This window comes from Streptomyces sp. NPDC059248 (assembly GCF_042753905.1).
Classification (GTDB): Bacteria; Actinomycetota; Actinomycetes; order Streptomycetales; family Streptomycetaceae; genus Streptomyces.
In genome coordinates this window covers 16,469-41,805 of the sequence record NZ_JBHYZV010000030.1, presented here as the reverse complement: position 1 = coordinate 41,805, position 25,337 = coordinate 16,469, and the positions used below count along the sequence as shown (strand labels likewise).

At 69.3% G+C, this 25,337-nt stretch carries 22 protein-coding genes and 1 pseudogene; 13 read left to right on the top strand and 10 right to left on the bottom strand.

What is annotated here, in order from left to right:
* Positions 1-33 precede the first annotated feature (33 nt).
* The gene (locus tag ACFXG1_RS15370) at positions 34-1,272 is read left to right on the top strand and encodes a cytochrome P450 (RefSeq protein WP_384710690.1); all 1,239 of its coding nucleotides are present in this window, start codon (positions 34-36) and stop codon (positions 1,270-1,272) included.
* A 150-nt stretch (positions 1,273-1,422) separates the two neighbouring features.
* Here the strand turns inward: ACFXG1_RS15370 and ACFXG1_RS15365 are convergent, their stop codons facing one another.
* Positions 1,423-2,058 carry a GNAT family N-acetyltransferase gene (locus ACFXG1_RS15365; RefSeq protein ID WP_384710687.1) on the bottom strand — a complete coding sequence of 212 codons (636 nt, stop codon included), beginning with the start codon at positions 2,056-2,058 and terminating at the stop codon, positions 1,423-1,425.
* 66 nt (positions 2,059-2,124) lie between these two features.
* On the opposite strand from ACFXG1_RS15365, the pseudogene ACFXG1_RS15360 reads away from it, so the two are divergent.
* A pseudogene (locus ACFXG1_RS15360) lies at positions 2,125-2,391 on the top strand (transposase); the annotation flags it as partial.
* Positions 2,392-2,516: 125 nt separating this feature from the next.
* Here ACFXG1_RS15360 and ACFXG1_RS15355 read toward each other — a convergent pair.
* From ACFXG1_RS15355 to ACFXG1_RS15345, 3 genes are all read right to left on the bottom strand, one after another.
* Complete coding sequence (locus ACFXG1_RS15355) at positions 2,517-3,470, bottom strand: hypothetical protein (RefSeq protein WP_384710684.1); 954 nt, start codon at positions 3,468-3,470, stop codon at positions 2,517-2,519.
* A gap of 145 nt (positions 3,471-3,615) precedes the next feature.
* The gene (locus tag ACFXG1_RS15350; protein WP_384710680.1) at positions 3,616-4,980 is read right to left on the bottom strand and encodes a cytochrome P450; all 1,365 of its coding nucleotides are present in this window, start codon (positions 4,978-4,980) and stop codon (positions 3,616-3,618) included.
* A 179-nt stretch (positions 4,981-5,159) separates the two neighbouring features.
* Complete coding sequence (locus ACFXG1_RS15345; protein WP_384710677.1) at positions 5,160-5,798, bottom strand: HD domain-containing protein; 639 nt, start codon at positions 5,796-5,798, stop codon at positions 5,160-5,162.
* Between the two features lie 122 nt (positions 5,799-5,920).
* Between ACFXG1_RS15345 and ACFXG1_RS15340 the strand changes: the two genes are divergently transcribed.
* The 8 genes from ACFXG1_RS15340 to ACFXG1_RS15305 all read left to right on the top strand — a co-directional run bounded on the left by ACFXG1_RS15340 (position 5,921) and on the right by ACFXG1_RS15305 (position 14,549).
* Complete coding sequence (locus ACFXG1_RS15340) at positions 5,921-6,895, top strand: GlxA family transcriptional regulator (protein WP_384710673.1); 975 nt, start codon at positions 5,921-5,923, stop codon at positions 6,893-6,895.
* A gap of 129 nt (positions 6,896-7,024) precedes the next feature.
* On the top strand, positions 7,025-7,867 hold the full coding sequence (locus ACFXG1_RS15335; RefSeq protein WP_384710670.1) for an SAM-dependent methyltransferase: 843 nt from the start codon (positions 7,025-7,027) through the stop codon (positions 7,865-7,867).
* 529 nt (positions 7,868-8,396) lie between these two features.
* A complete protein-coding gene (locus tag ACFXG1_RS15330) occupies positions 8,397-8,885 on the top strand; it encodes an NUDIX hydrolase (protein ID WP_384710667.1) in 489 nt (162 codons plus the stop codon).
* Positions 8,886-8,981: 96 nt separating this feature from the next.
* Positions 8,982-10,004, top strand: a complete 1,023-nt coding sequence (locus ACFXG1_RS15325; protein ID WP_384710664.1) for a Gfo/Idh/MocA family protein — start codon at positions 8,982-8,984, stop codon at positions 10,002-10,004.
* A 29-nt stretch (positions 10,005-10,033) separates the two neighbouring features.
* On the top strand, positions 10,034-11,323 hold the full coding sequence (locus tag ACFXG1_RS15320; RefSeq protein ID WP_384710661.1) for a DegT/DnrJ/EryC1/StrS family aminotransferase: 1,290 nt from the start codon (positions 10,034-10,036) through the stop codon (positions 11,321-11,323).
* Between the two features lie 26 nt (positions 11,324-11,349).
* Positions 11,350-12,039: a methyltransferase gene (locus ACFXG1_RS15315; protein ID WP_384710658.1), complete on the top strand. Its 690-nt coding sequence runs from the start codon at positions 11,350-11,352 to the stop codon at positions 12,037-12,039.
* A 78-nt stretch (positions 12,040-12,117) separates the two neighbouring features.
* A complete protein-coding gene (gene hisN / locus ACFXG1_RS15310) occupies positions 12,118-12,993 on the top strand; it encodes a histidinol-phosphatase (protein ID WP_384742781.1) in 876 nt (291 codons plus the stop codon).
* Positions 12,987-14,549 (top strand): carbamoyltransferase C-terminal domain-containing protein, encoded by a 1,563-nt coding sequence (locus ACFXG1_RS15305; protein WP_384742778.1) that lies wholly within the window; start codon positions 12,987-12,989, stop codon positions 14,547-14,549. The genes hisN and ACFXG1_RS15305 overlap by 7 nt, the downstream gene beginning before the upstream one ends.
* 55 nt (positions 14,550-14,604) lie before the next feature.
* Here the strand turns inward: ACFXG1_RS15305 and ACFXG1_RS15300 are convergent, their stop codons facing one another.
* Positions 14,605-15,864 carry a cytochrome P450 gene (locus ACFXG1_RS15300; RefSeq protein WP_384719031.1) on the bottom strand — a complete coding sequence of 420 codons (1,260 nt, stop codon included), beginning with the start codon at positions 15,862-15,864 and terminating at the stop codon, positions 14,605-14,607.
* Between the two features lie 103 nt (positions 15,865-15,967).
* Positions 15,968-17,044, bottom strand: a complete 1,077-nt coding sequence (locus tag ACFXG1_RS15295) for a hypothetical protein (protein WP_384719033.1) — start codon at positions 17,042-17,044, stop codon at positions 15,968-15,970.
* 321 nt (positions 17,045-17,365) lie between these two features.
* Here ACFXG1_RS15295 and ACFXG1_RS15290 point away from each other — a divergent pair, with 321 nt between their 5' ends.
* Both ACFXG1_RS15290 and ACFXG1_RS15285 read left to right on the top strand, forming a co-directional pair.
* Positions 17,366-19,066 (top strand): GAF domain-containing sensor histidine kinase, encoded by a 1,701-nt coding sequence (locus ACFXG1_RS15290; protein ID WP_384720480.1) that lies wholly within the window; start codon positions 17,366-17,368, stop codon positions 19,064-19,066.
* A 77-nt stretch (positions 19,067-19,143) separates the two neighbouring features.
* Positions 19,144-19,515, top strand: a complete 372-nt coding sequence (locus ACFXG1_RS15285; protein WP_384720483.1) for a response regulator transcription factor — start codon at positions 19,144-19,146, stop codon at positions 19,513-19,515.
* Here ACFXG1_RS15285 and ACFXG1_RS15280 read toward each other — a convergent pair.
* A complete protein-coding gene (locus ACFXG1_RS15280) occupies positions 19,493-20,146 on the bottom strand; it encodes a response regulator (RefSeq protein ID WP_384720485.1) in 654 nt (217 codons plus the stop codon). The genes ACFXG1_RS15285 and ACFXG1_RS15280 overlap by 23 nt on opposite strands.
* A 336-nt stretch (positions 20,147-20,482) precedes the next feature.
* Here ACFXG1_RS15280 and ACFXG1_RS15275 point away from each other — a divergent pair, with 336 nt between their 5' ends.
* A complete protein-coding gene (locus ACFXG1_RS15275; protein WP_384742772.1) occupies positions 20,483-21,373 on the top strand; it encodes a LysR family transcriptional regulator in 891 nt (296 codons plus the stop codon).
* A gap of 147 nt (positions 21,374-21,520) precedes the next feature.
* On the opposite strand, the gene ACFXG1_RS15270 is transcribed toward ACFXG1_RS15275, so the two are convergent.
* The 3 genes from ACFXG1_RS15270 to ACFXG1_RS15260 all read right to left on the bottom strand — a co-directional run bounded on the left by ACFXG1_RS15270 (position 21,521) and on the right by ACFXG1_RS15260 (position 25,292).
* Complete coding sequence (locus ACFXG1_RS15270) at positions 21,521-22,945, bottom strand: S41 family peptidase (protein WP_384719841.1); 1,425 nt, start codon at positions 22,943-22,945, stop codon at positions 21,521-21,523.
* A 197-nt stretch (positions 22,946-23,142) separates the two neighbouring features.
* Positions 23,143-24,606, bottom strand: a complete 1,464-nt coding sequence (locus ACFXG1_RS15265) for a sensor histidine kinase (RefSeq protein ID WP_384719839.1) — start codon at positions 24,604-24,606, stop codon at positions 23,143-23,145.
* Complete coding sequence (locus tag ACFXG1_RS15260) at positions 24,603-25,292, bottom strand: response regulator transcription factor (protein WP_384742769.1); 690 nt, start codon at positions 25,290-25,292, stop codon at positions 24,603-24,605. The genes ACFXG1_RS15265 and ACFXG1_RS15260 overlap by 4 nt, the downstream gene beginning before the upstream one ends.
* Positions 25,293-25,337 lie beyond the last annotated feature (45 nt).

Below are 25,337 nucleotides of genomic sequence, written 5' to 3'. Positions count from 1 at the left end.
CGACGGGCCACCTCGCGTGACCGGAGGTGTCTCATGACCACCAGCCACGAGGTTTCCATCCCGGTCCTCGACAGCGACGGAGGTGACCGGCTGTACGAGCAGATCGAGGAACTCCGCGCTGCCGGGCCCGCCGTGCGGGTCCGGCTGCCCCGGAACGTCATCGCCTGGTCCGTCACGCGTGGCGATGTCGTCCGGCGGCTGGTCACCCATCCCGATATCACCAGGAACGCCCGTGACACCTGGACCGGTTACCGGCCGGGCGCCGTCCCCTGGCTCTCCCCCTGGGTCGACGTCCGCTCCATGGCCACCTCCGAGGGGGCCGAACACAGCCGGCTGCGGAGGCTGATCGGCCCTGCCTTCGCGCCGCGGCGCCTGGAGGCGCTGCGGCCCTCGATCGAGGCCGTCGTCACGGACCTCCTGGACGGTCTGGAGGCACTGGAGGACGGCGCGGCAGTGGATCTGCGGGCGCACTTCGCATACGGTGTGCCGACCCGTGTGATCTGTGATCTCTTCGGCGTTCCCGCAGACCAGCGCCCCGACATGCTCTCCGTCGTCGACGCGATCCTGGCCACCGATGTCCCCCAGGAGGAGTCGGAGCGGGTCATGAGCGGGCTGCTCACCACGATGCAGCGCCTCGTGGAGGCGAAGCGGCGGAAGCCCGGCGACGACATGACCAGTCTGCTGCTCACGGCCCATGAGGGCGACCGGCTCACCGAGACGGAACTGATCTCCACCCTGCTTCTGATGATCGGAGCCGGGAGCCAGACCACGATCGCGCTGATCGGAAACGCCGTCCGCGCACTCCTCACCCACCGTCGGCAGCTGAGCGCGACGCTGGCCGAGCCCGCCCGCTGGGCCGGTGCCATCGAGGAGACCCTGCGGCTCCATCCGCCGGTCGTCCATCTTCCGCTGCGGTGCGCGGTCCGTGACATCGATCTCGGTGAGGGCGTCACCATCGCGGCCGGGGAGGCCATTCTCATCGGGTTCGGGGCGCACGGCCGGGACCCGTCGTTCCATGAAGCCGCCCACGCGTTCGAGGTCGACCGCGCGGACAGGGACCATATGGCCTTCGGGCACGGCATCCACTACTGCCTCGGCGCCCCGCTCGCCCGGCTGGAGGCCGCCATCGCGCTGCCCGCCCTCTTCGACCGGTTCCCGGACATCGTGCTCGCGGACGAGGGGAACGCTCCGGACCCGCAGCCGTCGTTCATCGGCAACGACGTCCTCGCCCTGCCCGTCCTCCTGCGCCCGCCGGGCCGCGCGGCGCGGTGAACCGACCATTCCGGTGAACGCGAACCGACCATCCATCACGGGCGGACGGTTCACCCGAGCGGTTGCCGGGATCAAGAACGGCGCCCGATCACGTCCGGGCGCCCCCGGGTCCCCCGGCCGGGGGACCCGCACCGGTGCCGTCGGCGCTCGTCAGCCGGATTGCGGGTCCCGCCACATCGGCCACATGGTGGGGCCGTCCGGCAGTACGAGGGTGCTCTCCATGGTGGTGAAACCGAGCCTCTGGTAGAGATCCCGGCTGCGTGCGCTACTGGCCTCCAGATAGACCGCCGAGCCCTCGCGGTCACAGCGGTCGAGCGTGGGCCGCAACAGGGCCGTCCCACGTCCCTCACCCTGCCGCGTGGGATCCACGGCGATGAGCCACAGATACTCGTGGGGGTGGTGTGGATAGATCTCGGCGGTCAGCCGGCCCATCACCTCGATACGTTCGTTGTCGGGGTCGATCTCGGCCCGGAGCCGAGCCGGACCGTCCGCCCAACCGTCGCCGTCGTGGTCGGCGTCGTGCCCGTGCTCGTCCCGCTCACCGTCCGGTACGGACATCCAGAGCGCGACGGCCGACTCGTCCGCCAGGATCTCGACCCGGCCCGCTGCGAACATGAGATCGACGAACGCCCCCATCATCAGGGGATGGATCGCGCGGCGCCGCTCCTCGTCCGGGAAGATCCAGCCGCTCACCGGATCATGCTGGAAGGCCGCGTCCAGCAGCCGCACCACGGTCTCCCGGTCGCCGCTCCCGGCCCGCCGGACGATCCTCGCCTCGCTGCTCATCTCCGTCACCCCTCCACTTCAACCAAGCATGCTGACAAGGTGGGTGAAGCCTAGGGCGTTTCTTAGGGACGGCGTGATCACCGGCAGGTGATCGACGCGATCGCGTTCAAGTACCGGACGGGCACTCCGTGGATGGACCTGCCCGAACGGTTCGGTTCGTGGAAGGGCGCCCACAGTCGGCTGCGGATGTGGGCGATCGACGGCACGTGGGAGCGTGTGTTCGCCGCGCTTCTCGCCGAGGCGGATGCGGAGGACGACCTGGACTGGGTGGTCTCGGTGGACTCCACGATCGTCCGTGCCCACCAGCACGCCGCCGGGGCCCGTCACAAGGGGCCCCGGCCGGCGAGCCGCACGATATCTTGAACAACTTCGACAGCTCGGCCCTCCACCAGGTCGGCTACTGGGGATCGGCAGGACGCGGGCTGCGGCAGATGAGTGCGCGCGGGTTCCCGGGGCAGTCATGCCTGGAGGGGTGTCCGGTGGTATCGGCCGGTCGACAGCGACCAGGTCAGGTTGCCGCGCATCCATGACTGCAGGCCGTCCAAGTAGCGCTCCAGTTCGGGTCCTGCCGGGACTCGGGGGCGGAGTGCGCAGTAGGCGGCGACTTCGGCGTCGTGCATCTTGGCGGCGAGATCGATCGCTTCCTGGACCGTGCCGCGGTCACGGCGGTGCAATAGTGTCGGCAGGTTGACCGGGTGATGACTGCGGGTGCTCTCCTTCTCGTAGGAATGGATGTCATTGGCCCAGCAGACGGAGTTGACGGCCTTGGTAGTCAGTGCCTTCACCTCCGGGCGCGCCAACTCGGCGGCGGAGAGCTCGAATCGACCGACGACGTCGATCAGTGCCAGGCAGGTCGGCACCGCGCCGCTGTGAACACGCATGGCTGTGTACTCCTCGACGGTCGGCCATACTGCTTCCGCCCTGTTGGCGGCCTCCCAGACCTGGGCGAACCAGTAGCCCAGCACCGAGGTGACGAACCGGTCGACCTGCACCTGGCTTGCAACCGCCTCCAGCCGCCGCCGCAGACTGCGCAGTCCCGCGGTGAAGGCGTCTTCCTCGTCCACCCGCGTTCCGGGGTCTTGAAGGATCCGGAGGAAGGACACCAGGCCCCTCGCCATCGGACCGGGTCGAGCCCCTGCCGCGGTCTCCTCCGAGCGGATGTCGTCGAAGGCGAACAGCCACATCTGCCAGTCGGAGTGGAGTTGCACCAGCTCCGTGTCGGCGCACGGTGTCGTACGGGAGGCCTGCCAGCCGATCCTCGACCGGCCGAAGCGGGCGCGGACGGCGGGATCGGCAATGAGGGCGAGTTCGTCGAGCCACCCCAAGGAGGCGCGGTCGATCTCGTCGGCATCGGGATGGATCCGGTCGGGGAAGGGGCAGTACAACGGTGGGATCCTCAGCGCTGGTTTCATGACGTCCTCCCACGGGACATCCGCAGCTGATCCGCGCTCAGCGGGTGTCGGTCCCTTCGTTCGCGGCTTTGGAGGGTTGTCGCGCTGTGGCCCGCGCGATCCGGCCGGTGCAGCGGAGGTGGGCGCTCGGGGACATCGGATGGTGTCATGTGGCCGCTCCGTGATCTGGGGTGACACGGTGGTGTCTGGGGCTGACGATCATCGGCATCTTGTGGGGCTTGGGTACGACCGCGGGCTTGGTGTGAATGGTGGTCCCGGGGGAGAGGTCGAGCCGGTGCCGGGCGGTGACGGCAGCCAGAGTGTGGACCATCTCGGCCCAGGCGAAGGTGTCGCCGATGCACTTGTGGACGCCGGCGCTGAACGGGAGGAAGGTGTTCTGCCGCACCGGGCGACCGCCGGCCGGCCAACGGTCGGGGTCCAACCGGTCCGGGTCGGGGAAGACCCCGGGGTCGCGGTGCAGGGCGTAGAGGCTGTAGGCAACCTCGGCGCCCGCGGGCAGACAGATTCCGCCCAGGTCGACCGGGAGGGTGGCCCGCCTGATGAACAGCAGGAAGGAGTGCAGCCGGGTGACCTCCTTGAGGAAACGATCGGTGTAGTCCAGCGCGGACACCTGCTCGAGCCCGACCGGGCCGAGGCCGACGACTGCGTCGACCTCCTTCTCGACCCGTTCCCGAACCTTGGGATGACGGGCCAGCTCATGGAAGGCCCAGGTCAAGGTGGTGGCGGTGGTTTCCACGCCGGCGTTCAGCATCGTCACGGCCTGGTCGCGGATCCATGCGTCGTCCATCGCCCTGCCGGTGGCCGGGTCACGCAGGGCGAGCAGGAGCGCGAGCAGATCCTGCCGGCCGCCGGGGTTGGCGCGGCGTTCGGCGATGATGCGGTCGATCATGGTGTGCAGGGCGTCGGCGGCGGCGGTAAACCCGCGGTTCAGTGGAATCGGTGCGTTTGACAGTGAGAGCGGCAGCATCGCGCGCAGGAGGGCGCCCCGGCCGACCACCCGCACTGCACGGGCGAGCTCCCGTGTGCCGGAACGGTCGAGGCCGTGGGAGAACAGCGCCTCGGTGAGGTTGGTGATCGCGAGGTGATACATCGCCTCGTCAAGGTCGACGTGGTCGCCGGGATGCCAGGATTCGGCCAGCTCGCGGGCGTTGTCACTCATGATCGTGGTGTAACGGTCGAGTTGGGTGCGGTGGAATCCCGGCTGCATCGACCGCCGGTCGACGCGGTGCCGTTCCCCTTCCGAGGTCAGCAATCCGTCACCGAAGACCGTGCCCGCACGCTGGAAGATCGTGCCGCGCTCGAAGCTGCCGGCCCGGGCGACCAGGATCTGGTGGACCAGATCGGCATCCGTGACGAAGTAGAGCGTCGTCCGGCCCAGGCCGACCCGCACCACCCTCCCCACCGTCCGCAGTCCGAGCACGAACTCCATGGGATCGCGCCAGAGCCGCCATGCGTGCCCGAGTAGCGGAAGCCGGCCGGGCGCCGGCGGTGTTGCGGTTGCCGAATTCATGACTTGGCTCCTTCTGAGCTTCGACAGAGCTTCGACCGCGCCCTCGAGCCCCTCGGCCGCGGCTACCCGGGTAGGGGCCTCCGAAGAACCAGGGGAGGGCGTCCCCCCGATCGTGGCGACCGGATCTTCATCGGCATCGAGACATGCCCGCTCCCGCCGGAGCTGTGGCGAGAAGACCCTCACTCCGGCCAGTCGGAGGCCTTGACGACCTCGACGAAGTCGCCGCGTACGAAGCCGGGCACGAAGTGCGCCAGCACATCCGCCTTGACGTTGCCGAAGGCGGTGTCAGGGCGGTCCCGGACGCCCCGGGTGAAGGCGGCGAGTATCCGGTTCTTGAAGTCCGGGCGCGGGTGGGCCGCCACGACGGCGGCCCGCTGCTCATCCGATACCTTGGTGTAGCCGATACCGAGGACGTCCAGCTCCACTCCCCTCGTGACCAGGGCGATCTCCGGCGCCATGTGCAGCGGGACCTCCGGGGTGGTGTGCAGGGCGACGGCGCTCCAGACCCGGTCGGCCATCTCGCCCGTGATGCCGTGGGCGTGCAGGAACCGGCGGGCCTCGTCGGCGCCGTCGATCTCGAAGCGCTGATCGGTGCGTCGGTAGCGCCCGGTGAGCCCGAGGTCGTGGAACATGGCGCCCACGTAGAGCAGTTCCGGGTCGAAACCGAGCCGCTGCTCGCGCCCGCGCAGCGCACCCCAGAGGAACACCCGACGGGAGTGGTGGAACAGCAGTGGCTCGGCCGCCTCCCGTACCAGCTCGGTCGCTTCGCGCGCCAGGGCACTGTCCGGGATCCGCACCCCCGCGATCGTCTCGCTCATGACTTCTCCATGCCTGTTCGCCGGAACGACTGTTCCGCCGGATCGGTGATACGCCTCCACCGTCCTGCGGCGGCGTAGGCTGGTGCCATGTCCTTACAGCCAGAAGACCCACAGATCCGGACATGAGGCCGGGATCGCGGCGGGTCGCCTTCGTCGTCTTCGACGGCGTGACGATGCTCGACGTCAGCGGCCCCTCAGAGGTACTGCATCAAGCGGGCCGGCTCGCCCCGCCCTATGAGCTGGTACTCGTCTCGCCGGACGGCGGCCCGGTGACCACCTCCGCCGGACTCGCGCTGACCGGCACCGTGACGGCGGCCGAAGCCGGGGTACCGCACACCCTCGTGGTCGCCGGAGGCGACCGGCTCGCCCAGGAACCCGTCGAGCACGCAGTACTCGACATCACCCGTGCCCTCGCCGAGCGGGCGGAGCGGGTCGCGTCCGTCTGCACCGGCGCGTTCGTCCTCGCCGAGCTCGGCCTGCTCGACGAACGGCGCGCGACCACCCACTGGCGTCACGCCGAGACGCTCGCCCGTCGTTACCCCCGGACGCACGTCGAGCCCGACGCCATCCATATCCGTGACGGCCGCTATCTCACCTCGGCGGGCATCAGCGCCGGAATCGATCTCGCACTCGCCCTGGTGGAGGAGGACCATGGCTCGAAAATCGCCCGGGCCGTCGCCCGCGAGCTGGTGGTCTTTATGCAACGCTCCGGCGGGCAATCACAGTTCTCCACCGCCCTCGCCACCCCGTCGGCCCGTGGCGACCTGCTGCGCCCGCTGATCGCCGACGTCCTCGCCGACCCCGGAGCCGACCACAGCCTGCCCGCGATGGCCGCGCGCGCCACTGTCAGCCCCCGCCATCTGAGCCGGCTTTTCCGCGCCGAACTCGGCATCCCGCCCGCCCGCTGGCTCGAACGCATCCGCCTCGACCGCGCGCAACAACTCCTCCTCGACGGACACAGCGTCACCTCGGCCGCGCGCATCAGCGGCCTGGGCAGCGACGAGACCCTCCGTCGCGCCTTCGCCCGCCACCTGGGCATCACCCCGTCCGAGTACCGCACCCGCTTCGGCACGACCGGCCCACCGGGCGGACCTTGATCGTCGCTGAGAGCGGGTGAACGGGGGACCTTCTCGTTCCAGGGGCGGAAGGGACTGTTCCGCCTTGCTCGCCTCCGGGAGGATGGTCTCCTCGCCAGCTGACACACCCCTCACGCTCGGGAGACCTCGATGACCAACGACCCATCCGTGCACCCGACCGTTCCGTCGTCACTGGACGGCGGCCGACGCCATGACGAGCCAACGGGGATCGTGGACGGCGCGGCCGTCGACGGGAACATCCACGTCGGCTACTGGGACAGTGCCGCGGACGACCGCTCGCTCGACGACGCCACCGACCGGCTCACCGACCTCGTGGCCGCCGCACTGGCCGCCGCACCCGGCCGGCGCCTGCTGGACGTCGGCTGCGGTACCGGACGGCCCGCTCTGCGCATCGCCCGAGCCACCGGCGCCCGGGTGTCGGGAATCTCGGTCAGCGACCCGGATATCGACCTCGCCCGGACCCGGGCGGACACCACCGGGCTCGGCGACCAGGTGGACTTCCGCTACGCCGACGCCCGCGCACTACCCTTCGAAGCGGCGTCCTTCGACGGTGCCTGGGCGATCGAGTCCATGATGCACATCCCCGACCGGGCCACCGCTCTCACCGAGATCGCCCGGGTTCTGCGACCCGGTAGCCCACTGGTCATCACCGATGTGCTGCTCCGTTCACCGGTGACCGGAGATACCGCGGATCTGGTCCGCCGCACGTGCCGGGCGTTCCAGTCCCCTTCGCTTCCCGAACCGGCCGAGCTCCGAACGGCCCTCGACCGCGCCGGCCTGGAGCTGGTGGAGTTCGACGACATCGGAGAGAACGTCCGGCGGACCTACCAGGCGTTCGCCGATGCCTTCGGCGATGTCGCACCCACCGCCGACGACCCCCATCACGAGTTCTTCACCTTCACCCGCTCGCTTCCCCGGTTCGGTGCGCTCTCACAGATCGGGTATGTCTTCCTGGTCGCGCGCCGTCCGTGAACGAGAGACCCACCTGAGGGAGCGGGGCCGGGTGGGTCGGCCCGTCCAGCGTCATCGATGGGGTATCGATACGGCCGATGGGTGCGTCACCGATACCAGATACGTGGCCAATCCAGCCAACATATTCGACCGATAAACGGCAAGCAGTGGCGAGAAAATGGTTGTTTAGAGGAAGCGTGACGAGGAACTGCCTCGTCCGCCGAGTGGGCGGAGCGAGACAGTAACGGCCCATGGATCGGTGTGTCGGTTTCCCGGATCCCTCTGCCCGGCTGGATGTCAATCCCGTCGAGTCGTCTTCCTCGGCATTCGGTCCGACGTGACGTCAAGGGGAAGTCGAGTTGTCCGAAGTGCTATGCGAATCCATGTTCCATCTAGGGGCTGGATGGTATGGGTAGTGAAAATGCAGATAGGAGAGCAGCGCCGATACGGTGCTATTGACCGATCGTATTACTCGACTCCGTCAGTGCTTCCGTGTGGCGTACGGCGCATGGCGCCTGTGAACATGATGTGCAGATGAAATGAGGGGCGAATGGCCCGCGTATCCATCGGTGACATCACCGAACCCCGACTGGTCGTGGGTGCGCTGATCCGCGACCGGAACGACCGGATCTTCGTCCAGCGCCGCTCGGCCGGCCGGCGCCTCTTCCCGGAGTGCTGGGACGTCGTCGGCGGAGCTGTGGAGGAAGGTGAGTCCCTCTTGGGCGCACTCCACAGGGAGATAGCGGAGGAGACCGGGTGGCGGCTGCGCCGCGTTCTCGCCCGGGTGGCGCACGAGCAGTGGACGGCGAACGGGCTTCGGCACATCGAGTCGGACTATGTCGTCGAGGTGGACGGTGACCTCTCGTCGCCCGAACTCGAACAGGACAAGCACACCGAGTTCGCCTGGATAGCGGCCGAGGAAGTCTCGTTGCTCGACCAGAACGCACATCGAGGTGGAGGCGCCTTCATCAAGGACATCGTGACCGCGGCACACACCTGGCTCGCCGACGCTTCCCGGGAGAGCCGCGGGGCTCTCTGAACCGCCTGTGGCCAGGATTCCGGTGGGGATCTCGACGAGCCTCACCCGGCTGCCTGCGTCATCCTCGAACGATCTTCTGTGAGCAGGGGGTTCTGCATGCCCGGTGACAGGCTTAAGGATGTGCGTCCGCGGTCGCGAGTACTGGTAGTCGGATTTGCTGGACATCAAGGAAAGGAGTACCTTCCGATCTTTTGGGAAAGTGCGGATATCGTCGGTGGAGTCGACCCCGCCCCGGGGGCCTCAACCCTCGCCGCCGAGTGGGGATTTCCGTATTACAATCTCCTCGATGAGGCGCTTGAGGAAGTCGAATTCGACGCCGCAGTGGTCACCGTGCCGCATAGTGAGCATTTTCGGGTCTGTGTGAAAATTCTGACGCACGGCAGGCACGTCATCAAGGAAAAGCCGTTCGCCGTCACCGAACAGGAAGCCCGGCAGCTGGTACACCTGGCGCAACGGGCCGACCGCAGCGTCTTCACGCTGCTGCAACGGAACTTCGACCCTGTGTTCCAGTTCGCCCAGGAGAACCTCGTGCGGATCGGGGAGCCCTACTGGTTCTCCTACGACTACCACTTCAACCTCGCGCATCCGACCGCGGGTTGGCGCGCCTCCAGCGAGCAGGCGATGGGCGGTGTGCTGCTCGATATGGGCTACCACCTCGTCGATGTGCTCAGGGGACTGTTCCCTGAATCCGAACCCCCTCGGGTGCACTCCGCCTTCGTACACCACTACCAGGAGATGCGGGATCGTCGACTGGAGGATCTCGTCAGCCTCATGTGCAGCTATCCCTCAACGGGCCTGGTGGGCTCACTGCGCATCTCGCGTCACCACTACGAGAAGACCGAGCGCCTCTGCGTGCTCGGCACGGAGGGCGCACTGAACGTGGCCCCCGGGGCCGCCGTCCTGCACTCCACCGGAGGGCTGCCGTTGGCGCGCTACACCTGGGAAGGCCCCAAGATCCATACCGTGCGTTCCATGATCGCGCACCATCTGGGGCACCTCGACGACCGTGAGTACCGCCGGGACCATTTTCAGCGTCAACTCGCCGTCGTGCGGACGATCGACGGGATCTACCTGGACCGATGGGGGGAGCGGAACGAGCTCGCCGACCGGTGCGCCTGACTCCACCTGTGACATGAGGGAGGACACATATGACCACCGCCGAACAACTCGCCCTCCTCGGTGGCGCAGCCGTCATCGAACAGCCGCTGCCGCACGAGATCTGGCCGCCCCCCGCCGACGAGGCGGAGCTGTCCGAACTGGCCGGGCAGCGGAACACCGATATCTCGATCAAGGGCAACAGCGGTCCCATCGGCCGGCTCGAGGCCGACTTCCTCGCCTTTCTGAACAACGAAGCCCGCTTCGCGGTCACCTTCAACTCCGGCACCAGCGCCCTCCTTGCTGCCTACTTCGCGCTCGGTGTACGCGAAGGTGTGGACGTCGTGGGACCGGCCCTCACCTACCACGCGGCGCTGAGCCCCGTCTTCGCGCTCCGCGGTGACGTGGTCCTGGCCGATATCGACCCCGACACCCGTGGTCTGGACCCCACAGCACTGCAAGCCGCGCTGACCGAGCAGACCAAGGTCATCGCGGTCGTACACCAATGGGGTCACCCCTGCGACATGGACGCGATCCTGAAGATCGCCGAGCGACACGGACTGCGCGTTCTGGAGGACTGCTCCCACGCCCACGGCAGCCACTACAAGGGCAAGCCCGTGGGCACCTTCGGCGACGCCGCGGTCTTCTCCCTCCAGGCCAACAAGGCCGTCTACGCGGGCGAGGGCGGCATCCTCGTCACCAGCGACTCCCAGGTGCACGACCGTGCCACTCTCCTCGGGCACTACCGGGACCGCTCCCGGGACTCGGTCCTCGACGAGGACCTGCGTGCGCACTGGGTCACCGGCTTCGGACTCAAGCTGCGTATGTCGCCGTTCAACGCCATCGTCGCCCGGCACGCGCTCGCGGCGTTCCCGACACGCAAGGAGGCCCGGCACCGCTGTCTGCGCTACTTCGGCGGGCAACTCGGTGACGTGCCCTATCTGGAGCCGGTTCACGTCGCCGACCACGTCGATATGGGTGCCTGGTACGGGTACAAACCGCTCTACCGGCCCGAAGCGCTGGGCGGCGTCCCCCGTTCCGTCCTCATCGAGGCGCTACGTGCCGAAGGCATGGAAGTGGGCGCCCCCTCCGGCCCCCGGCTGTCGACGCTGCCGCTCTACGCCCGCCCGGAGAACCCGCTCTTCCCCGGAACGCCGAAGAAGGGCATCGCGCCGGAGGCCGGCTCACACGCCGAGCACGTCGAGCGGCACGCGCTGTCCCTGCCCACGTTCACCAACTGGCCCGAGGACACGACGCTCATCGACCAGTACGCCGAGGCCTTCCGCAAGATCGGCCGTCACCGCGAAGCGCTCGTGCGGTACGCGGCCGGCCCGTCCCGATGACCGACACCACCGAAGAGGGAGAGACCATGACATGCGAAGAGTCCGCCGAGGACGTGGCCCAGGTCCTGCAGCACGCCCTCGTCGGTGACGACCTGCCGGACTCCTTCACTCTGCTGGGGAAAGAATGGAGCCTGCACCGAGGCGTCTTCCCCGGCACCCTGAGCGCGGCCACCGAGGTGATGGCCTCGATCGTGCCCTATCCCCGGGGCGGCTCGTTCCTGGAGGTCGGCTGTGGCACGGGCGTCATCTCCGTGACCGCCGCGCTCAACGGCTGTGCCTCCGTCACCGCGCTGGACATCAACGAGAAGGCGGTGGCCAACACGGTGGCCAATGCCGAGCGGCACGGGGTCAGCGACCGGGTACGCGCCCTCCACAGCGATATGTATACGGCGCTCGGGCCCACGGAGCGTTACGACGCCATCTTCTGGAACGTGCCGTGGACCTATGTGGAGGAGAGCTACGCGCTCTCCACCGATCTGCACTCCGCCGTCTTCGACCCGGGCTACCAGGGCCAGGCCCGATACCTCGCCGGCGCCCCTGAGCATCTGGCCGACGGCGGCAGACTGCTGCTGGGCACGTCCGATCTCGGGCACCGCGAACGGCTCGACGCCATCGTCGAGGAGGCCGGAATGCGCGCCGAACTGCTGCACCGCGTACGCCGGATCGAGGAGGTGCGGGTCATGGAGTACCACATGCTCGAACTGCACGCGAAGTGATCCGACCGCACTCGGCCTCCGCCCGGATCGCCGAGTGCCGAGTTCCCGAGACCCACGAGGTGTGCTGTGAGGCGCTCCATGGCACAACAGCCCGATCTCGAACTGGCCCTGCGACTCGCAGATATCGCCGACAGCATCACCACCCGTCGCTTCCGAGCCCGAGACCTGCGGATCCGGGAGAAGCCGGACCGTACGCCCGTGACCGACGCCGACACCGCCGTCGAGACGGCCGTACGTGAGGTACTGAGGTCCGCCCGCCCGGATGACGCCTTCGCGGGGGAGGAGACCGGCGGCTCCGTCACGGCCGGGCGTACCTGGATGGTCGACCCCGTCGACGGCACCAAGAACTTCCTGCGCGGGGTGCCGGTCTGGGCCACGCTGATCGCCCTGCTGGAGGACGGCCGGCCCACCGTCGGTGTGATCAGCGCGCCCGCCCTGCACGGCCGCTGGTGGGCGGCGGCCGGACAGGGCGCCTGGCTGCGGCGTGGTTCGGCCGACAGTGCTCCCCTGCCCCTGCGGGTCTCCGGCAACACCCGTCTCGCCGACGCCTATCTCTCCACCACCAGTACACGGACCTGGGACGTCTTCCATTCGCGTGAGGCGTATCTGGCCCTGGCCGAAGCGTGCTGGGAGGACCGGGCCTTCGGCGACTTCCTCCAGCACTGCATGGTCGCCGAAGGGACCCTCGACATCGCGGCCGAACCGGTCGTGAACCCCTGGGACATCACCGCGGTACAGGTCCTGGTGGAGGAAGCCGGCGGTGTCTGCACCGACCTCCTGGGAGCCTCGCCCCACAGCGGCACCGGCGCCCTGTCCGCCAACCCGCGGTTGCACCGGCTTGCCCTGGACGTCCTCTCGGCCCCGCCTGATGCCGTCCTCGATCACGGCCCCGTTGTGGCCCCGGTGCCCGACCATCAGATCGGACCTCCACCGAGAAAAGGACCATCATGCTGATTCTCTCCCTCAAGGAAGGCCATGACGGGGCGATGGCAGCCGTCGAGGACGGCAGGCTGCTCTTCTCCCTGGAAGCGGAGAAGGACTCCTTCATCCGCTACAGCGGCCTGACCGCCGAGGTGTTCGCCGTAGCGGCGGAGCGGCTGGACAGGCAGCCGGACGTCATTGCCATGAGTGGCTGGATCAAGGGGACCCAGGCCACCGACCAACCTTCGCGTGCCGGATACTTCGGGGTGGGCGAATCCGCGATCTCGGACGAGGCAGGCCGGTTCTTCGGGAAGAACGTACGCGTCTTCTCCTCCACCCATGAGCGCTCCCACATCATGACGTCCTATGGAATGTCGGCATTCCGCCTGGATCAGCCCTTCTACAGCCTGGTGTGGGAGGGAAACATCGGCTCGTTCTACCGCATCGACGAGCACGGGACGGTGACGCATCTCAAAGAGGTGCTCAACCATCCCGGCAACAAGTACTACGGATTCGCGCTCGCGGATCCCGGCTTCAGTCCGCACGAGGAATTCGTCCGCTTCCAGGACGCGGGCAAGCAGATGGCCCTGGCGGGCTTTGCCGAGAATCGATCGGCGACCCGGGAAGAGCGGGAAGCCATCGATTTCATCCTCGGCCAGAAGGAGGTCATCACCGGCAGCCTGAAGGACCGTATGGCCGATTCCCCCTTCCATGACATCGGCGTGGAAACAGATGCGTACAAGAACCTCGCAGCCCGCCTGTCGAACGCCGTCTTCGACCGGTTCCACGCATACGCCCGGGAGTACTTGACGGAAGGCCTCCCGCTGCTCATCTCGGGAGGCTGCGGACTCAATTGCGAGTGGAACCGCCGCTGGCGCGAGTGCGGACTCTTTCCCGCGGTCTTCGTCCCGCCGTGCCCCAACGACAGCGGCTCCGCGATCGGAACCGCCATCGACGCCCAGCACTACTACACCGGATCGGCCCGGCTGGACTGGGACGTCTACGCGGGGGGCGAATTCGTCGAGGACATGGAGTTCGACCCGCAGCGCTACGAGAGCCGCCCGGTGCGCTACGACGAGGTCGCCGGCTACCTCCGCGACGGCAACATCATCGGCTGGGCGCGGGGCCGCTGGGAGATCGGCCCCCGCGCGCTCGGGAACCGGTCGATCCTGGCTGCTCCGTTCACCGAGGAGACGACAGTCAGGCTCAACAAGATCAAACAACGCGAGAGCTACCGTCCGATCGCGCCGATCTGTCTGGAGCGGGACGCGGAACGCTGGTTCGGTGGAGGGGTCCCCGACCCCTACATGCTGTACTTCAGCCAGGTGGACACCGATGAGCTACGGGCGGTGACGCACGTCGACGGAACGGCTCGTACACAGACCGTCGACCCGGCGGCGAACCCGGAGATGGCCGATCTGCTCACTGCCTTCGGCGAGTTGACCGGATTCAGTGTCCTCTGCAACACCTCCCTCAACTACTCGGGACGCGGGTTCATCAACCGCACCAGCGATCTGATCGCCTACGGTGAGCTCCATGGTTTGGATGGATATGTTGTGAATAATGCATTCATTACCCAGCGGCGGTGATCCACCCGCCGTACCCCCGTACCTGCCGCCGAGCGGAAGGACGTCCGCAGATCCATCAGCCGGAGGGGGCGGGTTCCTGCGGGTGGACGGGGTGGATGACGACGGGCAGTTCGCTGTGGCCGTTGGAGATGAAGCTCTCCTTGTGGCGCAGCTGGTCCGGGGGGACGGCGAGGGTGAGCCGGGGGAAGCGTTCGAAGAGGGCGCGCAGGGCGAGTTCGGCTTCGAGGCGACCGAGGGCGGCGCCGAGGCACAGGTGCATGCCATGGCCGAAGGAGAGATGGGTCTTGTCGCTCCGAAGGGCGTCGAAGTCGTCGGCCGTGGGACCGTGCAGGTCCGGATGGCGGTTGGCGGCGGCATAGGACGGCAGGATGGCCTCGCCCTGCCGGATGGTCACACCGTGCTCCGGCAGGGGGATGTCCTCCACGGCGAAGCGCATCGGCAGATGCGCGAGCGGGGCTTCGTGGCGGAGTGTCTCCTCGACCACGTCCTTCCAGCTCACGCGTCCGGCCCGGACATGGGCCAGCTGCCCGGGGTCGGAGAGGAGCGCCGTGATGGCGTGGTCCAGCAGGTTGACGGTGGTCTCGAAACCGGCGTTGACGACGAGCAGCAGGGTGTCGACGAGCTCGGTCTCCGTCAGGGGCCTTCCGTCGCCTTCCGTGTCCCTGGCGGCGATGAGCGCCGAAGTGAGGTCGTGGCCCGGCTCGGCACGCTTGGCGGCGACGAGATCGGTGAGGAGTCCGTACAGATCCCGGACCGCGGCGTCGGTCTCCTCGGGGCTGTGGCTGGTGGAGAAGATCACGTCGACGACGCGGTGGAACCCGGGCCGTACGGAGGGCGAAAGGCCGGCGAGACGGCTGATGACTCCGATGGGCAGCGGATAGGCGAATCGCGCCCGCAGATCGACCCGCTCGCCGGGCGGCGTGGTGGCGAGGTCGTCCAGAAGCTCGGCGACGAGCTGTTCGACGACCGGTGCCAGCGCGTTGATCCTGCGTGCGGCGAAGGCCGGGCCGATGGTGCGGCGCAGCCGTCGGTGCTCCTCGCCGTAGGCGGTGAACATGTTCTCCACCGTCACCCAGAGTGCGAGTGGCCAGACCCCGACGATCCGGTCGGGGAAGGCGGGCCAGTGCTGCCGGGCGTCCTTGGAGACCCGGGGGTCCAGGAGGAGCCGTCGCAGCAGTTCCGGGGCGGTGACCGACCATGCCTCCACGCCCAGGACGTCGACGTGGGTCAGGGGGCCGCGCGCGCGGAGTGCGGCGTCCTCGCCATGGCGATCGGCGCCTTGGGGGTCGAGTACGAACACGGGTTCTCGGTCCACGAGGTCTCCTTGGAGGAAGAGGATTCAGGGGTACGTCGACGAGGGTGCGGCGGGGGAGCAGCCATGGAACGGGACAGGCGCTGGGGGTGTCGGGTCGCGGGCGTCACCCATGGCGCTGTCCCGCGAGGACGTCGGAACGCGGATAGCGTCCGGTCTCCAGAGACCAGCCGAGATTCCCGCTCATCCAGTACCGCAGGCCGTCCAGATGGCGGCGCAGCGGCGGGGATGCCCAGTCGCGTACGGACGCTTCGACGGCCAGGTACCGCCGGACCTGCTCGTCGTGCATCCGCGCGGCGGCGTACAGCGCCTCCTGCGGGTCCAGCTGCCGCCAGTGCCCCAGGACGGCGGGCAGGCCGTGGACGACGCGCCCACGAGCGGTCTGGTGGGGGTAGGACACGATGTCATGAGCCCAACAGGTCACATCCACCGCCATATCGGTCAGCGCGGCGACCTCGGGAACGTCGTACTCCGGTGCCGGCAGTTCAATGCCCCCGGCGGCGTCGGCCAGGGCGATACAGGTCCGTACGGCGCTGCTGTAGCGGCGCAGTCGCACATACTCCGCCAGCGGGGGTGGTGTCCCTCCGTCGGCCGCGGCGGACCGGTGGGCGGCCTCCCAGCACCGCGCCAGGAAGTAGCCCCGGACCGCCGAGATGAAGCGAGCCCGCCGGTACCCCCGCGTGCACCGGTGCAGCCGTACGGCCAGATCCTCCAGCGCCGCACGGAAGCACGCCTCGGCTGCCTGCCCCCGAACTCTGCCTTTCCCGCGTACGGTGTCGCCCCCCTGGTCGCCGGTCGCCGGCAGGTGCCGTTCCGGCGCGGTCCACCGCCCGGCCCGGTGATCGTCCCCGACGGCTTCCAATGCGCCCATGAGATCCACCAGGCGCCGGATCGTGGTCGCGGGCAGGACCCGGTGCTCGGACTCGTCGCGGAAGCCGTCGTCGAAGGCGAAAAGCCACATCTGCCAGTCGGCGAGCAGCCGAAGGCCCGCGGGTGTGGCGCGCGGAGCCGTTCGCGCCGCCAGCCACCCCACCCGTATCCGGCGGTACTCGTCCGGATCACCCAGGCGGTAGATCCCCTGTTCCAGCCCCCACCGGAAGCACTCCTCGTCCACCTCGTCGGCCAAGGGGCTGACCGGAGAATCGAACGGATATTCCAGGGCGGGCAGAACCAGCGCAGACATCGGCAACTCCACTTCCCCCGGAACGAGCGGGCTCGGATCGGGGAACTCTGTCGGGGTGCTCGCCGCGGTCCGCGGCGTACTTCCCAGGAGTACGGGGGATCGGGCCGCGGCGGCATCGCCGCCAGCGGCCGGGTCTTCTTCCCGTCACCCCGACCGGCGGGGTTCCGGCTACCGGTAAAAGCTGAGGTCGGCGCGTTGGGTACCGCGGCACGGCGCCCTCTTCGGACCGGAGACCCCCTTCGTGCCGGGAGCCCGCTGGTATGTTGACGGGCACCCGGGGCGCGGGGCGCCACCGGCGAACGGGAGGGGCCTGACGCTGCCGTGTCGAGCGAGCGGATCGTCCAGGAGCGGGCGGCGCTGCGCCGGGTGGCCGCGCTGGTGGCCCGAGCCACCCCGCCGGAACGCGTGTTCGCGGCCGTCGCCGCCGAGGCCGGACTCCTGCTCGACAGTGACCTGGTCGGAATCAGCCGGTTCGACCCGGACGATACCGCGGCCGCCGTCGGTTCCTGGTCCCGTAACGGCAACGACCTGCCCTTCCCGGTGGGCACCTGGGTGCCGCTGGGCGGACACAACGTGGCGACGCTGGTGTTCGAGACGGGTCGGCCCGCCCGGATCGACGACGCCGCCGACGCCTCCGGCAGGCCTGCCGACTTCGCCAGGAAGAAGGGGTTCGGCCCGGTGGTGGGCGTACCGATCCACGTCGAGGGCCGGCTGTGGGGGGTGGTGATGGTGATCTCGTGGTCCCCGCGGCCGTTCCCGCCGGACACCGAGGACCGACTGGCCGGGTTCACCGCACTCGTGGCCACCGCCATCGCGAACACACAGGCCCGGGTCGAGCTGCGGGGCTTCGCCGAGGAACAGGCGGCACTGCGGCGGGTGGCGACCCTGGTCGCCCGAGCGGCACCGCCGGAGGAGGTGTTCGCGGCGGTCGCCGCCGAGGCGGGACAGCTCCTGGCGGTCGACTTCACGGTACTCGGCCGGTACGAGCCGACCGGCGCGGCCACCTATGTAGCGGCCTGGACCAGGACGGGCCGCGCCTTCCCGGTCGGAATCCGGGTGGAACCCGGGGGGTCGAACATACACACCCGGGTATTCGAGTCGGGCCGTTCGGCGCGGATCGACGACTACGGCGCCACGGCGTCGGGCTCGGCCGCCCGTATCGGCCGCGACTGGGGCTTCCGTGCCGCAGTGGGCATGCCGATCAGCGTCGAGGGGCGCCTGTGGGGCTGCGTCAGCGTGGCATCGATGCGGGACGGGCCGCTGCCACCGGACACCGAGGAGCGGCTGGCCGGGTTCACCGAACTGGTGGCGACCGCCATCGCCAAGGCCGAGGGGCAGGCGGCGCTCACCGCGTCGCGGGCGAGGATCGTCGCCGCCGCCGACACCGCCCGCCGCCGCATCGAACGCGACCTGCACGACGGCACCCAGCAGCGGCTGGTCGCACTGGCCCTGCGACTGCGGACCGCGCAACTGGCGGTGCCGCCCGCTGCCGTGGATCTGAACCGGCAACTGGACGAGGTGGTCGTCGGGCTGACCGACGCCGTCGACGAACTCCGCGAGATCGCCCGCGGCGTCCACCCCGCGGTGCTCGCCGAGGGGGGACTCCACCCGGCACTGAAGGCTCTGGCCCGGCGGTCCGCCGTTCCGGTCCGGCTCGACATGCCGGTCAGAGAGCGCTATCCCGAGCCGATCGAGACCGCCGCGTACTACTCCGTATGCGAGTCCCTGACCAATGCCGCCAAGCACGCCGGTGCCACCGTCGCCGACGTCCATGTGGCGCCCCGGGACGACCGTCTCCACGTCACCGTACGCGACGACGGTCACGGCGGTGCCGACCCGCGCCGCGGTTCCGGTCTGATCGGCCTCACCGACCGTGTCGAGGCCCTCGGAGGCCGCCTGTGGCTGCACAGCCCGTCCGGCGCCGGCACCACCGTTCATCTGACACTGCCCCTCACCACCGCGACCGGACCGCCCCACACCGATGCCACCGGTCCACCGGGGGCCGACCCCGTCGAGCCGTAGTCGTAGCCCACTCCGGTTCCGGTGAGCTATCAGCTAGCGGCAATGCGCCGGGGGATCAACGCTGCGAAGCTGTCCCCATGGTGCGTTGCCTGATCGTCGACGACAGTCCGGTCTTCCTGGCCGCGGCCGGCGAGCTGCTGCGGCACCAGGGCGTCACCGTCGTCGGCGTCGCGGCCGACAGCGGGGAGGCGCTGCGGGAGGCCGAGCGGGTACGGCCCGATGTGGCGCTGGTCGACCTCGACCTCGGGAGCGAGAGCGGGCTGGAACTCGCCGAGCGACTGCACGGCCGGTCGCTCCCGACGATTCTGATCTCGACCCACTCCGAGCAGGACTACCGGGAGCTGATCGCCACCAGCCCGGCCATCGGATTCCTGCCGAAGGCGTCACTGTCCGGACGCGCCATCACCCACCTGCTCGACACCGCCGTCACCGCGCCTCCAGAAAGGTGATCACCGCGAGTACCCGGCGGTGATCCTCCACGGCCTCCGGCAGGTTCAGCTTGGCCAGCAGACTGCGGACGTGCTTCTCCACGGTGCCCTCCGTGATCCACAGCCGGTGGGCGATCCCCGCGTTGGAACGGCCTTCCGCCATCAACGCCAGGACCTCCCGCTCGCGCGCGCTCAGCAGGTCGAGCGGATTCTCGCGGCGCCTCACCGACACCAGCTCCCGTACCAGCGCCGGGTCGACCACCGAGCCACCCCTGGCGACCCGCCCCAGGGTGTCGACGAACTCCGTCACATCGGCCACCCGGCTCTTCAACAGATACCCGATGCCCCGCCCGCTGGCCAGCAGCTCCATCGCGTGCTCCACCTCGACATGGGCCGAGAGCACCACAATCGCGACCTCGGGAAGCTCCTGCCGGATCACCCGGGCCGCCGCCAGCCCCTCCGTGCTGTGCGCCGGCGGCATCCGGATGTCCACGATCGCCAGATCCGGCCGGTGCCGCCGCACCAGGTCGAGCAGCCCCGTGGCATCCCCGGCCTGCCCCACCACCACATGGCCGGACCGGTCGAGCAGGCTGGCCAACCCCTCGCGCAGCAGGACATCGTCGTCGGCCAGCACCACCCTGACTTCTGCCATGGTCGGCATTATCGACCAAACACTGGACGCGCGGTGGCGCCGTGGTGCGGCGGGGGCGGCACCGAACTCGTCACCCGCCGCCGCGGCTCCGGGCGGGCGGCCTGGCCGACCTGCCCATCGGCATCGTTATCAGAGGGCGTTATCGGTGCCAGCACCAGCAGGTATTGGCCCGGTCGCCGTTCTGGTCGGCACACTTCACTCTCGGGGGCCATGGTCCCGGGGCGGCCGGACACCCGACACGGGCCGCCCCGGGGCCGCCGAGGATTCCCCCGCACGCGCTGGTCCGCCGTCGCCGAAGCACCGCAAGGCGGGAGTGCCCGTTGCTAGTCTTGTCCCGTGGAGCTCCGTACACTCGAGTACTTCGTCGCGGTCGCGGAGGAGGGCTCCTTCACCAAGGCCGCCGCGCGGTGCCATGTCGTACAGCCCGCGATCAGTCAGCAGATCCAGAATCTGGAACGGGAGCTGGGCGAGCCGTTGTTCGAGCGGCGTCCGCGACAGGTCACCCTGACCCCGGGCGGTGTCGCACTGCTGCCGTACGCCCGTGCGTGCCTGGACGCCGCGGCCCGGGCCTTCGTGGAACGTTCCCAACTGCTCGGCGGGTCACTGACCCTGGGCACCGTCAGCGGACTCCAGGGCACCCGGTTCCCGGCCCTGCTCGGGGCGTACCACCGGCGTCACCCCGAGGTCGCGCTCGAACTCGTCTACGCCTCCACCTCCGCCCTGCTCGGCCGGGTCCGGGACGGATCCCTCGACGCCGCGGTGATCGCGGGGAGCCTGAACGTCCTGCCCGACGGGGTCCGCGCACGGACCCTCCTCCACGACTCGGTGGTCGCCGTCCGCCCCTTGTCGGCCCCGGCGCCCGACAGCCCGCTGCGCCTGGAGGACGCGGCCCGGCAAACGCTCATCACCTTCGGGCCGGAGAGCGGCATCCACCCCATCATCCGGGACGCGTTTACCGCACACGGACTCCCCTTCCGGCCGGCCCATGCCATCGACCAGATCCCCCTCCAGATCGCCCTCGTGACCGAAGGGGTCGGGACCGCGCTCATCCCGCGCTCCAGCCCCGCGCTCATCGGCGTCGAGGGCGTGACCGTAGTACCCCTGGAACCCGTGATCCGGCTGCGGAAGATGTGCGTCTGGAGGAAGAACGCGCCTCTGAGCGCCCCTCTCAAGGCCCTCCTCGACCTCTGGTCCGAGCTTGCCGGCACGCTCCCGGCCTCCCCCTGAACCACATCACCTCGGCGATTTCGTGCTCGGTGCGTTGCTCCAGGAGCCAGCAGTCGTCAACGGTCGCGAGGTGTCGGTGCTGCCGAGCGTGGTCGTGACATTCCGCGATCCCCTGCGGGTTGTCCCCCCGGTTCTTCCGCTCCCGCGTCAGCTTGTGGTGCCACTGTAGTTCCGCAGGACGTTCAGAGCCCTGTCGAAGGCCGAGTCCCTCTTCTTGTCGAACTCCTCCTCGGTGAAGACCGGCTCGGTGAGGTGCGGCGGAATGCCCGTGCCGTCGAAGGTCCTGCCCGACCGGGTCAGGAACTCTTCGTTCGGCAGCCAGGCCGACATGCCGTTGGGGAGCGCGCGCATCATGACGTCCGAGAAGACGCCCTGCGTGGGCCGGCCGATCCGGACCGTCGTGCCGGGCCGGCTTATGAGGGCCTGGGTGAAGGTCTCTCCCGCGCTGACGGTCGAGCCGCCGGTCAGCACGGCGACCGGCCCGGTGTAACGGGGGCCTTGGGCGGGCGTGACGTACACGGGCTGTGGGCGAGTGTGCCTGGTGGGGTCGGCGGGATCGTTGCGGGCCCGCTTGGAGTACGCGACGTAGGGGGTGTCGGTGAGGCGCTCGGCGATACGGATTCCCAGGGCGTCGGAGCCGCCGCCGTTGATCCGCAGGTCGATGATCAGGCCCTTCAGGCGCCGGGTGCGCTCCTGGCTGAGGACCGTGTTCAGCGCCCTGTCGAGCTCGGCCAGCTGGGCGGCGTAGGGGGCGCCACCGCCCGCGTACCCGCCGAAGCCGGAGATCCGCGCATAGCCCTGCCCGCCGGGGAGGTCGGCGTAGGTGATCCGTCCGCCCGCGAAGTCCTGGAGGTTCCGGGCGTCCTTGAGATCGCGCTCCACGATGAACTTCTTGACCTTGGTGTCCAACTCCCGGGTAGGCAGGACGGTGCCGGGGCGAACCTGCGCGAAGACGCGGGCGCCGTCCTGAACGGCGACGTGGGAGTCGTAGAGCGGCTTGACCATCTCACTGAAGACGGCGTAGAGCTCGTCCCTGGTCGTCTCCGCGTGCACCTCGGGCCGGTACTGGTCGCGTACGGCGTGCCAGTCGATGCCCTTGGCGGAGAAGAAGGGGTAGTTCTCCTCGAAGGACTGCCAGAAGACGTCAAAGTCGGCCAACGGCCCCTGGGGGGCCGGCTGAGTGCAGGCGGCGGGCAACTCCGGGATCCGGCGCAGTTTCCGGTCGCCGACGGAGCCGTCCGCCCGCATGGACCCGCGGTCGCCGCCTCCTTGGGTGCGCACAGTGAGGACGGTGCCGTCGGGCGTGGTGTAGATGCCGGGTCCGGTCCGCCGCGCGGAGTCGCCCTCGAGACAGCTGACAGCGGTGGTCTGGTACTCCTGGAGAGTTCCGTTCCGGATGGACAGCAGTGTGCCGTAGCCGTCCATGCGCCAGATTCCGTCGGTGGTTGGCTGGTTGGCGTTGGCGTTGGCGTTGGCGTTGGCGATGGTGGTGACGGTGGCGGTGGAGGTGGCGGTCGGAGCGGCTCCGCCGACGAGGGCCAGGGCAACGGCGGAGGCCGTGACGATGCGCACGATCTTGCCCTCTCCGTAGGCGACTTGCTCGGGACAGTCCCACGGTCGCCTACGCGGCCTCTCGCGGCCATCCGGCTGCCCGGTTGATCGAAGGTGGGGCCAGCCCTACCACTACCGGCAGTACTCGGGGCCATCGCATCGAGGGGTCGACCAGCGCGCACGATGCCGCGCCACTGGCGGGCCCTTGTGTCCCACTGTCACCAGCCTGCGGGCCGCGTGCCGCGGCGCAGTGGCAGACGGACCGTGAACACCGTTTCGCCAGGGCTGCTCGTCAGTTCGATGGTGCCGCCGTGGGCACGGATCAGGGAGTCCGCGACCGGCAGGCCGAGGCCGCTGCCACCCCGGTCGCGGGTGCGGGCCTTGTCCACACGGTAGAAGCGGTCGAAGACGCGTTCGCGGTCGGCGGGCGGGATACCGGGGCCGGTGTCGGCCACCGTCACCAGGGCATCGCCGCCCGTCACCGCGACGGAGATCGACACCTCTGTGCCCGGCGGGGTGTGCACGGCCGCGTTGGCCAGCAGGTTGTCCAGCACCTGGCGCAGCCGTTGCGTATCCACCGCCGAACTCACCGGGGACGGTCCGCCCGTCACTCGCAGCGGATGGCCGGGGCGGCACGCCCGGAACGCGTCCGCCGCCTGCCGCACCAGCTCCACCAGGTCCGTCTCCACCAGCCGCAACGGGGTCTCCGCTTCGGACGCGTCCAAGCGGGCGAGGAGGAGCAGGTCGTCCAGGAGGAAGCCCATCCGGGCCGCCTCCGCGCGCAGCCGGGACAGATGCCTGTCGCGTTCCTCCGGCGCGTTCGCCGCCGCGTACTGGAACAGATCCGCGTAGCCGCGTACCGACATCAGCGGGGTGCGCAGTTCGTGCGAGGCGTCCGCGACGAACCTGCGCAGCCGCCGCTCGGCCTCCGCACGCACCGCCAGCGAGTGGTCGATGTGCTCCAGCATGGTGTTGAACGCGGTCCGCAGCTCCTCCACCTCCGGCCCCCCGCCGCGAGGGTCGGCACGTAGCGGAAGCCGGGCCGCCGACTCGGTCAGATCGTGCGAGGCGATGCCGTGCGCGGTGTGCGCCATGTCGCTCAGCGGCTTCAGACCGCGCCGCAGCGTCTGCCGGCCGAACACCACCAGGGCCAGCAGTGCCAGTACGAAGGCGATGACCTGGACCGTGATCAGCCGGGTGACGGTGTTCTCGATATCGGTGGTCGGCGCGGCCGTCACCAGCACCACCCCGGGCTTCACCTCGCAGGCCCGCAGCCGGTAGGTGCCCTCCTGGCCGAGGGACCGGGTGTCGTAGAGGTCATCGACCCGCGAGCGGACCAGACGCCCCGCGAGGGAGGCGAACGCCGTGCTGTCCTCGGGCAGCGCGGCCGGCTGCCGCAGCCGCGGCTCACCGTCAGAGACGTCGTACACCGCCTGGTACCAGCCCATGTACGTCTCGCGCTGGACCGCGCCGTGGTCGATGGCGTCCTTCGCCTGGACCACCTGAGCGGATTTCATCCGATCGCTGAGCTGTCGCTCCAGATAGTCGTGCATGTAGGTGGTCAGTACGGTGCCGACCACCGCGAACACGATCAGCGACAGCACCCCGAGACCGAGCGCGAGCCGGGTGCCCAGACGCAGTCTGCCGTAGGTGTGCCGGAGCCCGCTCGGCGGCCGCTTCACTCGGCGGCCGCTCTGATGACGTACCCGAAGCCGCGGACCGTGCGGATCAGCGGCTCACCGGTCTCGTCCAGCTTGCGCCGGAGCCTGCTCACCACCAGTTCGACGACGTTCGATCGCCCTCCGAAACCGTACTCCCACACATGGTCCAGGATCTGGGCCTTGGTGAGCACGGCCGGGGAGCGGCGCATCAGATAGCGCAGCACCTCGTACTCGGTGGGGGTGAAGGTGAGGAGGTGGCTTCCCCGGCGCACTTCGCGGGTGTCCTCGTCCATGGAAAGATCGCCCACCCGGAGCACCGAGCGCTGGAAGCCGGGCCCCGCGCTGCGCCGCAGCACGGTCCGCAACCGGGCCATCAGCTCCTCCACCGCGAACGGTTTGACCAGGTAGTCGTCGCCGCCCCGGGTCAGCCCGGCCACCCGGTCCGCGACACCGTCCCGGGCCGTGAGGAACACCACCGGCACCATCGTCCCGGAGCGCCGCAGCCGGTCCAGCACCCCGAAGCCGTCAATATCCGGCAGCATCACGTCCAGCACCACGATGTCCGGCGGGAATTCAGCCGCGAGCCGCAGCGCGTCATCGCCGGTATTCGCCGTCATCGCGTCCCATCCCTCGTAGCGGGCGACAGCCGCGACGAGGTCGGCGATGGGCGGATCGTCATCCACGACCAGCACTCGAACTCTGTCCACACGTCCATACTGCGGCACGTCGCCGCTCGCGCCAGACCTCGTCGA

Bases quoted from the DNA above. Each gene is read 5' to 3' on its own strand.
- ACFXG1_RS15370 (WP_384710690.1), top strand. From the start codon at position 34: ATGACCACCAGCCACGAGGTTTCCATCCCGGTCCTCGACAGCGACGGA.
- ACFXG1_RS15365 (WP_384710687.1), bottom strand. From the start codon at position 2,058: ATGAGCAGCGAGGCGAGGATCGTCCGGCGGGCCGGGAGCGGCGACCGG.
- ACFXG1_RS15355 (WP_384710684.1), bottom strand. From the start codon at position 3,470: ATGAAACCAGCGCTGAGGATCCCACCGTTGTACTGCCCCTTCCCCGAC.
- ACFXG1_RS15350 (WP_384710680.1), bottom strand. From the start codon at position 4,980: ATGAATTCGGCAACCGCAACACCGCCGGCGCCCGGCCGGCTTCCGCTA.
- ACFXG1_RS15345 (WP_384710677.1), bottom strand. From the start codon at position 5,798: ATGAGCGAGACGATCGCGGGGGTGCGGATCCCGGACAGTGCCCTGGCG.
- ACFXG1_RS15340 (WP_384710673.1), top strand. From the start codon at position 5,921: ATGAGGCCGGGATCGCGGCGGGTCGCCTTCGTCGTCTTCGACGGCGTG.
- ACFXG1_RS15335 (WP_384710670.1), top strand. From the start codon at position 7,025: ATGACCAACGACCCATCCGTGCACCCGACCGTTCCGTCGTCACTGGAC.
- ACFXG1_RS15330 (WP_384710667.1), top strand. From the start codon at position 8,397: ATGGCCCGCGTATCCATCGGTGACATCACCGAACCCCGACTGGTCGTG.
- ACFXG1_RS15325 (WP_384710664.1), top strand. From the start codon at position 8,982: ATGCCCGGTGACAGGCTTAAGGATGTGCGTCCGCGGTCGCGAGTACTG.
- ACFXG1_RS15320 (WP_384710661.1), top strand. From the start codon at position 10,034: ATGACCACCGCCGAACAACTCGCCCTCCTCGGTGGCGCAGCCGTCATC.
- ACFXG1_RS15315 (WP_384710658.1), top strand. From the start codon at position 11,350: ATGACATGCGAAGAGTCCGCCGAGGACGTGGCCCAGGTCCTGCAGCAC.
- hisN (WP_384742781.1), top strand. From the start codon at position 12,118: ATGGCACAACAGCCCGATCTCGAACTGGCCCTGCGACTCGCAGATATC.
- ACFXG1_RS15305 (WP_384742778.1), top strand. From the start codon at position 12,987: ATGCTGATTCTCTCCCTCAAGGAAGGCCATGACGGGGCGATGGCAGCC.
- ACFXG1_RS15295 (WP_384719033.1), bottom strand. From the start codon at position 17,044: ATGTCTGCGCTGGTTCTGCCCGCCCTGGAATATCCGTTCGATTCTCCG.
- ACFXG1_RS15285 (WP_384720483.1), top strand. From the start codon at position 19,144: ATGGTGCGTTGCCTGATCGTCGACGACAGTCCGGTCTTCCTGGCCGCG.
- ACFXG1_RS15280 (WP_384720485.1), bottom strand. From the start codon at position 20,146: ATGGCAGAAGTCAGGGTGGTGCTGGCCGACGACGATGTCCTGCTGCGC.